The 14,150-nt window shown below is 67.6% G+C and carries 14 protein-coding genes; 2 read left to right on the top strand and 12 right to left on the bottom strand.

What is annotated here, in order from left to right; all coding sequences use genetic code 11:
• Positions 1-6 precede the first annotated feature (6 nt).
• From LPH33_RS03115 to LPH33_RS03060, 12 genes are all read right to left on the bottom strand, one after another.
• Positions 7-648 carry a hypothetical protein gene (locus LPH33_RS03115; protein ID WP_039585845.1) on the bottom strand — a complete coding sequence of 214 codons (642 nt, stop codon included), beginning with the start codon at positions 646-648 and terminating at the stop codon, positions 7-9.
• On the bottom strand, positions 645-1,157 hold the full coding sequence (locus tag LPH33_RS03110; RefSeq protein ID WP_064851526.1) for a hypothetical protein: 513 nt from the start codon (positions 1,155-1,157) through the stop codon (positions 645-647). Before LPH33_RS03110 ends, LPH33_RS03115 begins: the two co-directional genes overlap by 4 nt.
• Entirely contained in the window at positions 1,157-2,569 is a 1,413-nt protein-coding gene (locus LPH33_RS03105; protein WP_059382464.1) for an MCE family protein, read from the bottom strand. Before LPH33_RS03105 ends, LPH33_RS03110 begins: the two co-directional genes overlap by 1 nt.
• On the bottom strand, positions 2,566-3,783 hold the full coding sequence (locus LPH33_RS03100; protein WP_016692412.1) for an MCE family protein: 1,218 nt from the start codon (positions 3,781-3,783) through the stop codon (positions 2,566-2,568). The genes LPH33_RS03105 and LPH33_RS03100 overlap by 4 nt, the downstream gene beginning before the upstream one ends.
• Positions 3,780-5,099 carry an MCE family protein gene (locus LPH33_RS03095; protein ID WP_229566999.1) on the bottom strand — a complete coding sequence of 440 codons (1,320 nt, stop codon included), beginning with the start codon at positions 5,097-5,099 and terminating at the stop codon, positions 3,780-3,782. Before LPH33_RS03095 ends, LPH33_RS03100 begins: the two co-directional genes overlap by 4 nt.
• The gene (locus LPH33_RS03090) at positions 5,096-6,154 is read right to left on the bottom strand and encodes an MCE family protein (protein WP_033096864.1); all 1,059 of its coding nucleotides are present in this window, start codon (positions 6,152-6,154) and stop codon (positions 5,096-5,098) included. The genes LPH33_RS03095 and LPH33_RS03090 overlap by 4 nt, the downstream gene beginning before the upstream one ends.
• The gene (locus tag LPH33_RS03085) at positions 6,151-7,170 is read right to left on the bottom strand and encodes an MCE family protein (protein ID WP_033096865.1); all 1,020 of its coding nucleotides are present in this window, start codon (positions 7,168-7,170) and stop codon (positions 6,151-6,153) included. The genes LPH33_RS03090 and LPH33_RS03085 overlap by 4 nt, the downstream gene beginning before the upstream one ends.
• Positions 7,171-7,172: 2 nt before the next feature.
• Positions 7,173-8,351 carry an MCE family protein gene (locus tag LPH33_RS03080; protein ID WP_016692408.1) on the bottom strand — a complete coding sequence of 393 codons (1,179 nt, stop codon included), beginning with the start codon at positions 8,349-8,351 and terminating at the stop codon, positions 7,173-7,175.
• A gap of 10 nt (positions 8,352-8,361) precedes the next feature.
• A complete protein-coding gene (locus LPH33_RS03075; protein ID WP_026061170.1) occupies positions 8,362-9,210 on the bottom strand; it encodes an MlaE family ABC transporter permease in 849 nt (282 codons plus the stop codon).
• Between the two features lie 16 nt (positions 9,211-9,226).
• On the bottom strand, positions 9,227-9,991 hold the full coding sequence (locus LPH33_RS03070; RefSeq protein ID WP_006551898.1) for an MlaE family ABC transporter permease: 765 nt from the start codon (positions 9,989-9,991) through the stop codon (positions 9,227-9,229).
• Between the two features lie 464 nt (positions 9,992-10,455).
• The gene (locus LPH33_RS03065; RefSeq protein ID WP_016692406.1) at positions 10,456-11,382 is read right to left on the bottom strand and encodes a 3-oxoacyl-ACP reductase; all 927 of its coding nucleotides are present in this window, start codon (positions 11,380-11,382) and stop codon (positions 10,456-10,458) included.
• Between the two features lie 133 nt (positions 11,383-11,515).
• Positions 11,516-11,701, bottom strand: a complete 186-nt coding sequence (locus tag LPH33_RS03060) for a ferredoxin (protein WP_016692405.1) — start codon at positions 11,699-11,701, stop codon at positions 11,516-11,518.
• A gap of 132 nt (positions 11,702-11,833) precedes the next feature.
• Between LPH33_RS03060 and LPH33_RS03055 the strand changes: the two genes are divergently transcribed.
• Both LPH33_RS03055 and LPH33_RS03050 read left to right on the top strand, forming a co-directional pair.
• Positions 11,834-13,018 (top strand): acyl-CoA dehydrogenase family protein, encoded by a 1,185-nt coding sequence (locus LPH33_RS03055; RefSeq protein ID WP_016692404.1) that lies wholly within the window; start codon positions 11,834-11,836, stop codon positions 13,016-13,018.
• 14 nt (positions 13,019-13,032) lie between these two features.
• A complete protein-coding gene (locus LPH33_RS03050; protein ID WP_229566998.1) occupies positions 13,033-14,148 on the top strand; it encodes an acyl-CoA dehydrogenase family protein in 1,116 nt (371 codons plus the stop codon).
• Positions 14,149-14,150 lie beyond the last annotated feature (2 nt).

Below are 14,150 nucleotides of genomic sequence, written 5' to 3'. Positions count from 1 at the left end.
TCTCTCCTAGATCGGCGTCAGCCGGCTGACGAGCCAACGCCCGTCCTGCTTTTCGAGTTCGACGCGCACCCGGCTGCCGCTGCTCACCGCTTCGGGGTTCTCCGAACTCGTCGTGATCTGGTTGAGGAACAGCAGGGTCACGGCACTGTCGGCGTCGGCGGAGACCACCGACGACGCCTGCACGCTCACCTGCACGCTGATCGCCTTCTCCTTGGCGCCCGGCGCGATGATGTTCTTCATCAGATTCGTGTACTCGTCGCGGAAGTCGCCGGTGAGGCCTTCCGCAGCGGCCTCGGTCTGCGCGTCCACCTGATCGTGGGTGTAGGCGAGCATCGCGACCGCCTGTTCCTCCGCAGCGACCCGCGCGTCGGTCCGCGCCGTCTCGGCGGCGGACTGCTGGACGGTGCCGTAGGCGAGCCACCCCACCAGGACCGCGAAAACCAGTGCCACGATCGACAATCCGATCGCGATGTGCGGCAGGTACGAGGCCTTCGGATCCGAAGTCGCGTCCGGGACCGAGGCGGCGGCGGCCGAGGTCTCGGCGGCGGCGGTGGATCCGCCCGTCTCCTCGGTCTTGTCGGACACAGTGCCGGACACGGCTTCGTCGGTCTTGTCGAGCGTCACGCGATCGTCCTTCTCGTCGGTCACGGCACGAACTCCACCTTCGACGCCAACAATCTGCCGTTCTCGTCGCAGATCGTCACCCGCAGACGGAAGTCGCGCGCTTCGGGTTCGGTCTGGTCGGCGTTGCTCACCATCGCGCGGGAGGCGACGAGCGACGACGCGCACGTGCCGTCCTCGTTCTGGATCCCCGCCTCGAGGACCTCACCGGTGGTGTCGACACCGGCCTGCTGCACGACCTCCACGAAAGGTCCTTCGCGGCCCTCGAACTCGGCCTTGAAATCACCCGTCGCGCCTTCGAGCAGACGCGCGACGTCGGCGTCGGCGGTGTCGGCGTTGATGGTGGTCAGGTTGAGCACCGTCTGCCGCGCGGCCTGCAGGTACGCCTCCCGACGCTCGTCGCGTTCGTTCGCGGACTGCCGGTCGACGATGAGCCAGGCCCCGACCGCCACGAGTGCGATCACCAGCACGGACGCGATGATCGCGACCGGCTTGGCCCATCTCGGCTTCGTCTTCATGTCGATCTCGTCTGCCATCAGCCCTGCTGCGCCTTCATGTAACTCTCCAAGCTCCGATCTCCACCGAGATCGGCGTGCGTGTACACGGTGCCGTCGGGACCAATGTACGTCCCGGTCTGCGGATCGATCCGTCGCGCCGCGACCCCGGCGGGAGCCGTGTCGTCTCCCCCGCCGTAGGAGGCGGGTGTGGGTGCGACATTCTCCGAGGCCACCGGCGTGGGCGGCCCGGTCCACGGATTGTCCGAGTAGGTGGGGCTGTACCCGGTGCGGCACATGTCGGGCGTCGGTGCGCGACGGCCCGGGTACTCCATGCACGGCAGGTTCCGGGCACCGCGGATCGCATTCGGATAGTCCTGCGGCAGTTGGCAGAAGACGTCGCCCGGGGTGTCGACCATGGACGTGTCGGCCGGGCTGCGCCACTGTTCCGGCGGCACGAAACCGGCCAGGCACGGCGGCGGATCGTGCAGCTGCAGATGGAAGTCCACCACGGCACCGTCCTCCGGTGGGCCGTCGCCGGCCGCGGTGATCAGGGCCGTCGTCATCGGCGGGTACAGCACCAGGATCTGCTCGATGCCGGCGTTGTAGATGACGCCCACCTCGCCGACGCTCACCAGATTCGCGAGCAGCAGCGGCAGCGTCGGTTTCAGGTCCTGCAGCAACGATTCGGCTTCGGCAGCGGCTCCCGGCCCGACGTCGAGCAGGGCCCGCAGGTCGGGATCGCTCTCGCGCAGACGATCGGTGAAGGTCACCATGTCGCGTGTCCACGACCGGATGGCGTCGCTCGTGACCACCTGCGTGTCGAGCAGCGGACCGATCTGATCGATCAACTGCCGTGTCTCGGCGCTGTTCGCCGAGGCCTCCTGCACGAACAGGCGCGTCGAGTCGATCAGTTCCTGCAGTTCGGGTCCGGAGCCGTTGAACGCGTCGAACGCCTCGTCGACCACCGTCTGCAGTCGCGTGTCGCCGATCGAGGCGAGCAGCACGTCGGCCTGGTCGAGCAGGGCACCGACCTCCTGAGGCACCGTCGTGCGGTCGACCGGGATCACGTCGCCGTCGGCCAGACGTTCGCCGCCCGAGCCGTCGGCCCGGGGCACGAGATCGACGTACTGTTCGCCGACCGCCGACACGCTGCGCACGGCCGCGTCGACGTCGGCGGGGATCTTCGCGTCGCTGTCGATGGACAACTTCGCCTCGACGCCCACCGGCGACAGCGAGACGCTCCGGACGGTGCCGACGGTGTTGCCGCGGTAGGTGACGTTCGAATGCGGGTACAGGCCGCCGGTCGACTGGAGTTCGACGACCACCTCGTACCGCCCGACCCCGAACAGGGCGGGCAGCCGCACGTACATCAGCGACATCACGACGAGTCCGACGACCGTGAGGATCGCGAAGATCGTGAGCTGGATGCGGACGAACCGCGTGAGCATCATGGTGCGGGCACCCCCAGGGGAAGGCCGGGAATGGTGATCTCACCGATGCCGGGGATCGTCAGTTTCCCTTCGGGACCGGGCGGTGGCGGCGGTGGCGGTTCGAGCGGTGCACGGAACGGATCGGTCGCCTGCGCAGCGAGTCCCGCGTCGCGGCCGAGGATCCCCTCCGGACCCGCGAGACGTCCCGCGAGCGGCGTCCCGGACAGGAAGTTCAGGTCGAGACGTTCGAGACTGAGGTCGATCGTCATCGCGAGGTTGGCGTAGTCGCCGCGGATGATGTTGTTGATGCCCGCCTGCGGGAAGGGATAGGTGAGCAGCACACCGAGCACCTCGGTCAGGGCACTGCCCGAATCGGCCAGCGCCTTCAACGTCGGTGCGAGCCCCTCGAGGTTCGCCTTCAGGTCGTCGTTCGAGGTCTCCACGACCCGGCTGGCCACGGTGCTCAGCTCGCCGAGCGAACTCATCGCGGCCGTGAGGTTCGATCGCTGGTCGGCCAGCACCTCGATCGCGGGCGGCAGTTCCTCGAGAGCCCGGACGAGTGTCGCGTTCTGGTCGTTCACGGTCGCCGCCAGACGGTCCATGCCCTCCAGCGCGGCGATGATGTCACCGCGCTGCGTATCGAGAGTGGAGACCAGTTCGTCCAGGCGCGGGAGCAGGTTCCGGATCGAGTCCTCCCGGCCGACGAGCGCCGCGTTCAGCTCGGTGGTGATGTCGTTGATCTGCGCGAGTCCACCACCGTTGAGCACCACCGACAACGACGAGAGCGTCTGTTCGGTGGTCGGATACGCACCGGCGCGTTCGAGTGGGATGACGTCGCCGTCCTCGAGGCGGCCCTCCGGGGGTTCGCCGACGGGCGGGATCAGTTCGAGGTGCTGCGATCCGAGCAGGCTCGTCTGACCGATCCGCGCGAGCGAGTTGGCCGGAACGATCACGCCTTCGTCGAGCGAGACCGTCACGAGCGCGTGCCAGCCGTCGAGTTCGATCCCCGAGATCGACCCGACGGTGACGTCGTCGACTCGCACGGGCGAGTTCTGGGTCAGGGTCGTCACGTTGGGCATCTCGATCTGCACCCGGTAGGCGCCTTCTCCGCGGCCGGCGGTGCCGGGCATGGGAATCGAGTTGAGTCCACCCCACTCGCACGCGGTGAGTGTCGTGCCCACCGCGACGGCGGTGACCGCGACACCGAGGCGGCGGAACATCGATCGGCCGGTCATCGTCCTCCTCCCGGCTGCAGCAGGGAACCGAGATCCTGCGGGACCTGCAGCGACGGCAGGCCGCCGAGGATCCCGTCGAGCGGCGACGCCGCTTCCGACAGCGACGGACCGGGTGCGGTGCCGCGTCCTTCCGACGCCCCTTCGAGCCAGGGTTCGGTGTAGACGATGTCACCGTCGAAGGCCTGCACACCGGCCAGCGGGTTGACCAGCAGCGGAAGGTAGTTGGCGTTGATGGACGACAGCACCGGTCCGAGCTGCTGGCGGCACAGTTCCTCGCTGCGCTCGGAGGTCGCGTTGGCGGCGGCCGCGACCGACCCGCACATCCACTCGACGGGGTTGGCGAGGTTGTTGATCGCGAGTGCGCCCGTGAGCGAACCCTGCGCCGGCTTGTAGATGTTGTAGAAGTTCGCGAGGGAGGTCGGGCCCGAGTGCAGTACCCGCTCGATCTCGGGTCGCTTGCGGGCGAGCACCTCGGTCGCGTCGGCCAGTCGCTGCACCGATTCGGTGAGACCGGCCCGGTTGTCCTGCACGAACCGCTGCACGTCGCCGACGGCGATGTTCAACTCGGACAACGAGACCCCGAGCTGGTCGGAGCTCTGCGCGAGCACGTCCGAGACCGACGCGAGTCGACCGCCGAACTGCACGATCTGCTCGTTGCTCGACGAGAGGACCGATACGAAGGTCTGCAGGTTGCGGATCGTCGAGAACAGGTCGGTGCGCCCCTCGGAGAGCGTGCGCATGGTGTCCGACAACTCGCGCAGGGCCGCACGCACGGTCTGCCCGTTGCCCTCGAGATTGTCGGCGGCGGTGTCGATGAACCGGCCGAGGGATCCCTGCGGATCGAGTTCCTCGGGTCCGAGCGCTTCGGACAGCCGCATCAGTTCGGTCTTGATCTGGTCCCATTCGACCGGAGAGGCCGTGCGCTGCATCGGGATCGTCGTGCCGTCCTCGATCGTCGGACCACCCGAGTAGACCGGGGTGAGCTGGACGAAACGCGCCGAGACGAGGCTCTGCGCGATGACGACGGCCTTTGCGTCGGACGGGATCTCGACGCCGCTGTCGACCTGCATCGTCACGCGCACGAGGTCGTCGCGGGGTTCGATGTCGCTGATGCGTCCCACCGACACTCCGAGCACCCGCACGTCGTCGCCCTCGTACAGGCCGCTGGTGGAAGCGAATTCGGCGTGGATGGTGCGCTTGCCGAGGTCCGGCAGGACGAACACGGCGAGGGCGCCGAGCACGACGACGGCACCGATGATCGCCGCCATCAGCCAGGGTGGGCGCCGCCGGGTCGTTGCGGCGGTATCGGTACTCATTCGCCGTCCCTCTTGATCGTCGGGGGTTCGTCCGGGATCACGTCCTGCAGATCCTCGGGGAGGAGATCGGGTGCGACCTGGCTGTCCACCACGGCCTTCCACCACGGTGCCGGCAGGATGTTGGACACATAGGCGTTGAAGAACGGTCCGCTGGCGACGGATTCGCCGAGTGCGCTGATGTACGGGCCCAGACCGTCGAGTGCGCCGGCGATGTTCTCCTTGTTCGCCTGCAGGTTGGCCGTCACGAGGTTGAGCTTCTCGAGCGTCGGTGCCATCTGCGCCTGGTTGTCCTGCACGAGGCCGGTGAGCTGACGCGAGACGGACGAGATGTTCGCGATCAGTTCGGTGATGGCGTCGCGGCGCAGACTCAGTTCGCCGAACAGCGCATTCGCGTCGACGATGAGCGCGTTGACCTGGTCGCTGCGCTCGGCGAGGATGCTCGTCACGCCCTCGGCGCGTTCGAGCAACTGGTCCAGCGATTCGTCGCGGGCGTTGATCGACTGCGACAGGCGGGTCATGCCCTCCAATGCGCCCTGGATCTCGGGCGGGGTGTTCTCGAGCGACTGCGACAACGCGTCGAGCGACTCGTTGATCCGGTCGGTGTCGAGTTCGGAGACCGAGGTCGTGAGGTCGCCGAGAGCGTCGGTCAGCGAGTACGGCGAGTTGGTGCGTTCGAGCGCGATCACCGAGCCCGGGCGCATCACGCCGTCGCCACCGGGGCGCAGCGCCAGGGACTTCCGACCGAGAACGGTGTTGGTCTTGATGTCGGCACCGGTGGTGTCGCCGAGCCCGATACCGTCGCGGATACGGAAGGTGACCAGCACGGCCTGATCGTCGAGCCGCACGTCGGTGACGTCGCCGACGTTCACGCCGGCGAGCATGACGTCGTCGCCGGGGACGAGGCCACCGGCGTCCTGGAAACGGGCCGAGTAGCTCAGGCCACCGGAGAGGAAGTGCAGCTGGTCGTACTGCAGACCGGCGAGCACGATCGCGGCGGACACGGCCAGGCCGATGATGCCCGTCCGGATGTAGTTGGGGTCACGAGGTGCACTCATTCGACCTTCGCACACCTTCCCGTGTCGTGGTTCGCCGTGGTGTACCGGATGGTGGTGCCGTCCGGTCCGGAGAACTTGAAAGTATTGGCACAGAGGAAGAATTGGAAGAAGTTTCCGTATGCACCCACGCGGATGAGTTTCTTGTAATCGGAGGGCAGGCGTTCGAGCGTGCGGTTGATGTCGTCCTTGCCGAGGTCGAGCTGGGTCATGGTGCGGTTCGTCTCGGCGATGACCGTCTGCAGGTCGGGCCGGTTGTTCTGCAGCAGTGCGGCGAGATCCGCAGTGCCGGTAGCGATCTGCGGGATCGACGCGCCGATGGGATCACGGTCGGCGGACAGCCCGCCCACCAGGGTGTGCAGTTGTTCGATGGTGTTCTCGAACTCGCGATCGTGATCGTCGATCGTGCCGAGGACGGCGTTGAGGTTGTCGATGACGTCGCCGATCAGCTGGTCGCGGTCGGCGAGGGAGTTGGTGAACGAGTTGGTGTTCCCCAGCAGCGACACGAGCGTGTCGCCCTGACCCTGGAAGACCTGCAAGAGTGCTCCGGAGAGGTCGTTGACCTGCTGCGCGTCGAGGCCCTGCAGCAGCGGCTTGAACCCGCCGAGGAGCAGGTCGAGGTCGAGGGCCGGTTCGGTCTGCTCGATCGGGATGCTGCCACCGGCGGGCAGGACGTCGACGCTGCCGGCGCCTTCGAGCAGTTCGAGATACCGGTCGCCGACGAGGTTCTCGTACCGCACGGTGGCGCGGGTACTGGTGAACAGCGTGTGCTTCGCGTCCACGTCGAACTCGATCTCGGCGGTGTTGTCGGGGCCGATGTCGACCTTCTTCACGGAGCCGACCTGCACCCCGGCGATGCGGACCTTGTCGCCGGTACCGAGACCGGAGACGTCCGTGAAGGTGGCCCGGTAGTTCTCGGTGCCGGTGAACCGCGCCTGGCTGAACACGACGGCGAGCCCGGCGAAGATCAATGCCATCGTGATGGCGAAGATCAGGAACTTGACGGTGGTCGCTCTCATCGTCACCGCCCGCCTGCGAGATGGTCGCCGAACAGGTACTGGAAGATCGTCGGGTAGCGGATCCAGGCCTCCGTTGCGGGCTTGTAGGGCGTTTCACCGGTGTTCGTCACGACGAACGGCGCGTGACCGTCGCGGCGCGGGTCGAAGTTCGGCAGGCCCCAGCAGTTCGGTCCGCCGCTCGCGCCGACCACGGGCAGATCCTGGGCGTCGTTGTACGGCGTGGCACCACCCATGAAGCTCGTGCTCAGGGTCAGGGCCGCGTACTCGCCGGTGCCGGCCATCGGCTCGAACGCCACCCGGGCGTCGTTGAGGCCGACGATGAAGCAGGTCAGTTCGGGCGAGTACTCACCGAGCAGACCGGTGGTGTGGCTCAGACTGTCGAGTGCGGTGGTCAACTGTGCTTCGTTCTCCCCCAGGACGTCCCGTCCGGTGTTCGCGAGACCGGTGAGGTTCATGAGCAGCAGGTCGAGCTGCTGTTGTTCGTCGACGACGGTGTTTCCGACGTCGGTGGCGTTGCCGATCGTGGTCATGAGGTCGGGTGCCGTGTCGGCGTAGACGTCGGTGACCTGCGCGGCCGAGACGAGATCGGCCTGCAGTTGCGGCAGCGACGGATTCATCTCGGCGAGATACGCATCGGCCTCGGACAGGGCGGCGCCGAGGGCGTCGCCGCGTCCGTTGAGCGCCTCCGACAACGCTCCGAGGGTGGCGTTGAGCTTCTCGGGCTGGATCTGGGCGAGCACGTCGGACAGGTGCTCGAAGACGGTGTTGAACTCGACGGTGACGTTGTCGGCCGCGATCACGGCGCCTTCCTGCATCGGCACGGAGGACGGATCGTCGGGGACGACGATGTCGACGAACTTGGCACCGAAGACGGTGGTGGATTCGATCGCCACCCGCGCGTTCGACGGAATGAGTTGCATCTGCCCGGGTTGCATGTCGAGATGCAGGACCGCGCCGGCGGGTGTGTGCTCGATCGACGCCACGCGGCCCACCTCGACGCCGCGCATCTTCACCTTGGCGTCGGGCTCCATCACCAGACCGGAGCGGGGTGAGGTGACGGTGAGCGGGACCGTCGAGGTGAACCCACCGGCGAACATCGTCAGTGCCACCGCGACGATCGCGGCGAGGCCGCCCACGAGACCGAAGGCGGCGAGCTTCTTCTTCCACGAAGGAGTGTCCATGTCGCGCGCCCTATCCCGACAGGTTGAAGTTGCCGGTCGCGCCGTAGACGGCGAGCGAGATGAGCAGGGTGACGGTGACGACCGCGACGAGCGAGGCCCGCACCGCGTTGCCGACCGCGACACCCACACCGACGGGGCCGCCACCTGCGGTGAAGCCGTAGTAGGTGTGGATGAGCATCACGGCGATCGCCATCACGATGGCCTGGACGAACGACCACAGGATGTCGGTGGGTATCAGGAAGGTCGTGAAGTAGTGGTCGTACACGCCGGCCGACTGGCCGTAGAGCACCACCGTCGCGAAACGACTGGCGACGAACGAGGCGATCACGGCGAGCGAGTACAGCGGGACGATCGCGATCATCCCGGCGAGCACGCGCGTGGACACCAGATACGGAATGGACGGGATCGCCATGGTCTCGAGCGCGTCGATCTCCTCGGAGACACGCATGGCGCCGAGCTGGGCGGTGGAGCCGGCGCCGATGGTGGCCGCCAGTCCGATACCGGCGATCGTCGGGGCCGCGATACGCACGTTGATGAAGGCCGCGAAGAAACCGGTGAGCGCTTCGACGCCGATGTTGCCGAGGGAGCTGAAGCCCTGCACGGCGATGATGCCGCCGGTGAAGAGCGTCAGGAACCCGACGATCACGACGGTGCCACCGATGACGGCGAGTGCGCCGGTGCCCATGCTGATTTCGGCGACCAGACGGACCGTCTCCTTGGGGTAGTGCATCAGCGCCCGGGGGACCGTCGCGAGGGCGCGCCCGAAGAACAGCGCCTGCTCCCCCACTCGGTCCACCGTGGACGACGCACGTGACATGCGCCGAACCGCACGGGGGAAGCGCCAGGACATCACTGCCATGAAATCTCCGCTCCCCTCATCCCGCGGTCAGCTTGATGCCGACGGCCGTGACGAGGAGGTTGACCACGAACAGCGCCATGAACGCGAACACGACCGTCTGGTTGACGGCGTCGCCGACACTTTTCGCTCCACCTTTGACATTGAGACCGAGATAGGACGCGACCAGCCCCGCGATCATGCCGAACAGCCCCGCCTTGACCTGGGAGATCATCAGTTCTCCGAAGCCGGTGAGCAGGGTGATGCCGTTGATGAACGCGCCGGGGTTGACGTCCTGGAGGAAGACCGAGAAGGCGAACCCGCCGAGGATGCCGATCGTGCACACGAGACCGTTGAGCAGCAGGGCGACGACGGTGGACGCGAGCACCCGGGGCACGACGAGACGCTGGATCGGATCGATGCCGAGCACACGCATCGCGTCGATCTCCTCGCGGATGGTGCGCGCCGCGAGATCGGCGCAGATCGCGGTGGCACCGGCGCCGGCGACGATGAGCACGGTGACCATGGGACCGACCTGCGTCACCGCGCCGAGGGCCGCGCCCGCTCCACTGAGGTCGGCCGCGCCGATCTCCCGGAGCAGGATGTTGAGGGTGAAGCTCACCAGGACCGTGAACGGCACCGCGACGAGCACGGTGGGCACGAGTGAGACGCGGGCGACGAACCATGCCTGGTCGATGAACTCGCGCCGTTGGAAGGGGCGACGGAAGGCCGCCCGGGCGGTCTCGCCGGTCATGGCGAACAGTCCGCCGACGGCCCGTAAGGGGACCTCGAGGAGGTCTACCATCGTGCGCCCCCTTCGATCCTCACGTCGTCGGCGCGCGGCCGATCGATGGCGTGTGCTGTGACCCGGGTCATAGTAACTAGAACGTGTTCACCTGTCAAAGATCCGCCGAGGGGCATCTCGATCCATTTCCGTCCGAACGGACACACGGGCGTCGACCGACGCGCATCGACACGCTCATAAGTGGGTTTACACTGGGGTTTCGCTGAGATTTCCGACGCAGGAACCGAGCTCGACCACGTCGCCACAGGAGGTCGTCACACTCGCGAGCGGGTCGTGACGACGAAACAAAACTAGAACACGTACCAGGCAGAAATACGAGGCCTGGCGAGAGCCGGAGAAACAGCCCGAGTGGGCGTTACGCTACCGGAATCCCCGGTGTCCGTCACCCGTGGTTGCAGGATCCGGCCCGGGGGCGAAGACACGGACCCCTGCTGTCCCCGAGCGGGAACAGCAGGGGGCCGGAACTAGAGATCGAGTGCCGCCGAGGCCGAGAACGTCCGGCCCGGGTCACGATCGGCGAAGTAACCGCCGAGCTCGTCGGCGAGCGCGGCGGGGGTCCACTGCCCGGCGGCATCGAAACGCTGTTCGACGACCGGTGCGGCCATCAGGGCCACCATGGGTCCGTAGACGATGAAGACCTGCCCGTTGACGCGATCGGCCGCCGGGGAGGCGAGATAGGCGACCAGATTCGCGACGTGGTCGGGCGAGAGCGGATCGATGCCGTCGTCCGGCGCGTCGCCGAAGACCGCTTCGGTCATCGACGTGCGCGCGCGGGGGCAGATCACGTTCGCCCGGACCCCGTACCGCTCGAGACCACGAGCGGCCGAGAGGGTGAGTGCGGTGATGCCGGCCTTGGCGGCGCCGTAGTTGGGCTGCCCGGGCGGACCGAGCAGACCGGCCTCCGAGGACGTGTTGACCAGGCGCCCGTAGACCGGTCCACCCTCCTGCTTCGACCGGTCGCGCCAGTAGGCCGCGGCATTGCGGGAGAGTAGGAAGTGACCGCGCAGGTGCACGGCGACCACCGAGTCCCATTCGTCATCGGACATGTTGGGCAGCATCCGATCCCGCGTGATGCCCGCATTGTTGACGACGATGTCGAGACCGCCGAACTTGCCCTGCGCCGCGGCGAGCATCGCATCGGCCGTCTCACGCTCGGCGACGCTGCCGGGCACGAACTCCGCCTCGGCACCGAGATCGCGGATCCGCGCGAGGGTGTCCTCCACCGCGTCGTTCTCCACGAGATCGTTGACCACCACCGATGCTCCGGCCCGCGCGAGCGCGAGCGCCTCGGCACGTCCGAGACCCGCTCCGGCTCCCGTGACGACGGCGACCCGTCCTTCGAGAGACACCCGATCGTCGTTCTCCACGCCACCGTTGGCGTCCGCACTCATCCACGTACTCCTCGAGATTCGGGCCGATTGCCGGCCGTACGCCGGTACTCTCCCCACCAGGACCCGGGGGCACCGAAAATGTAGAACTTGTTATTTTTCCTGACAAGGGCCGGGGCCGGTCACCGTCCGGCGCTCACGCCTCGGCGAGCGCCGCACGCGGGCACTGGGCGACGGCCTCGCGGACGGCGTCCTCACTACCCTCGGGTACGGGATGCGTGACGATCAGCTCGTCGTCGTCGTTGAGATCGAAGACGTCGGGCGCCAGCCCGACACACACGCCGTTCGCTTCGCAGCGGTCGAAGTCGACCTTGACATCCATTCCGGGACCTCGTTTCACATTCGCGCCGACCGATCGCGTCCAGACTAGAACGCGTTCCAATTCTGTGCAATGATTCGCGATGATCCCACAGAGACGATTCGCGGGGACACGCAGCGACGAAACGGAGCGTTCGTGGACATCTCCTACACCCCTGGGCAACAAGCCCTCCGCGAGGAATTGCGGGCCTATTTCGCACAGATCATGACACCCGAGCGCCGCGAGGCGCTCGCGGCCACGACCGGGGAGTACGGCTCCGGCAACGTGTACCGCGAGGTCGTGCAGCAGATGGGCAAGGACGGCTGGCTCACTCTCGGGTGGCCCGAGGAGTACGGCGGTCAGAACCGTTCCGCGATGGACCAATTGATCTTCACCGACGAGGCGGCCATCGCCGGCGCGCCCGTGCCGTTCCTCACCATCGACTCGGTCGCGCCGACGATCATGCACTACGGCACGGACGAGCAGAAGGAGTTCTTCCTCCCCCGCATCTCCGCGGGCGAACTGCACTTCTCGATCGGCTACTCCGAACCCGGCGCCGGTACCGACCTCGCCTCCCTGCGCACCACCGCGGTGCGCGACGGCGACGAGTGGGTCATCAACGGGCAGAAGATGTGGACGAGCCTGATCGCCTACGCCGACTACGTCTGGCTCGCCGCGCGCACCAACCCGGATGTCAAGAAGCACAAGGGGATCAGCGTCTTCATCGTGCCGACCGACGCTCCGGGCTTCTCGTACACCCCCGTGCACACGATGGCCGGCCCCGACACGAGCGCCACCTACTACCAGGACGTGCGTGTCCCGGCGTCCGCGCTCGTCGGTGAGGTCGACGGCGGGTGGGCGCTCATCACCAATCAGCTCAACCACGAGCGGGTCGCGCTCACCTCCGCCGGTCCCGTGCGCACCGCGCTGACCGAGGTCCGGCGCTGGGCGCAGGAGACGCATCTGCCCGACGGGCGACGGGTGATCGACCAGGAATGGGTGCAGATCAATCTGGCACGCGTCCATGCCAAGGCCGAATACCTGCAGCTGATGAACTGGGACATCGCCTCGAGCGCCGGCACCACCCCGCTCGGCCCGGAGGCCGCCTCCGCCAACAAGGTGTTCGGAACCGAATTCGCGACCGAGGCCTACCGGTTGCTCATGGAGGTCCTCGGCCCCGCGGCGACAGTGCGGCAGAACTCGGCCGGCGCACTGCTCCGCGGCCGGATCGAACGCATGCACCGCAGTTCCCTCATCCTCACCTTCGGTGGCGGCACCAACGAGGTCCAGCGCGACATCATCGCGATGACCGCTCTCGGCCAGCCGCCCGCCAAGCGTTAGAAAAGGACGCGCACGTGGACTTCACCCTTACCGAGGCCCAGCAGGATCTCGCAGAACTGACCCGCAGCATCGTCGCGGACATCGTCACCAACGAGCATCTGCGCACACTCGACGCCTCCGAGGACCGCATCGACCGCACCCTGTGGGACACGCTCGCATCGTCGGGCGTGCTCGGCGCCGCTCTTCCCGAGTCGCTCGGCGGAGACGGGTACGGGCCGCTCGAGCAGGCGAGCATCCTGCGCGAACTCGGCCGCGGCGTCTCCGCCGTCCCGTACATCGGCTCGATCGCCGCGTGCGCGTCGGCGATCGCGGAGTTCGGCACCGCCGAGCAGCAGGCCGAGTGGGGGCGTCCCGCGGCGACCGGCGAGCAGATCCTCTCCGCAGCCCTTGCCGAGGAACTGAACCCCGACCCCACGACCCCGGCGACCCGGGCGCAGGCCACGGGCGACGGGCACGTGCTCGACGGCGTGAAGATCGTCGTCGACGCGGCGCCGGTCGCCGACGGTTTCCTCGTCCCGGCCACCGTCGGCGACTCGGTGTCGGTCTTCCTCGTGCGACCCGACGATCCGGGTGTCTCGATCACCCGGCAGCAGACCACCGACTTCGACAGTCGCGGCATCGTCACCCTCGAGCAGGTCCCGCTCCCGGCCGACCGTGTTCTCGGCACCGACGGCGTCGCCGTGGCGACGTGGTTGCGCGACCGCAGCCTGCTCGGCTCCGCCGCCTACCAGTGCGGCGTCCTCGAACAGGCCCTCGAGCTCACCGCGCAGTACGCGCGCGAACGCGTCCAGTTCGACCGCCCGATCGGCAGTTTCCAGGCCGTCTCCCAGCGACTCGCCGACGCCTACATCGACGTCAAGGCGGTGCGACTGACATTGTGGCAGGCCGCCTTCCGGATGGCCTCGGGTGAGCGTCACGACGACGCCCTGCGCACCGCGGCCTTCTGGGCGGCCGATGCGGGACACCGTGTCGCGCACACGACCGTGCACGTGCACGGCGGTGTCGGGCTCGACGAGGACCATCCGGTGCACCGCTACTTCCTCGCGGCCAAGCACCACGAGTTCCTGCTCGGCTCCGCCACCGACCAGTTGCGCGCGCTCGGACGCGAACTCGCCGACGTCCCGGCCTGATC

Source organism: Rhodococcus sp. RDE2, from assembly GCF_020885655.1.
In the GTDB taxonomy this organism is placed as follows: Bacteria; Actinomycetota; Actinomycetes; order Mycobacteriales; family Mycobacteriaceae; genus Rhodococcus; species Rhodococcus pyridinivorans.
This window is presented reverse-complemented; position numbering and strand designations above follow the sequence as displayed.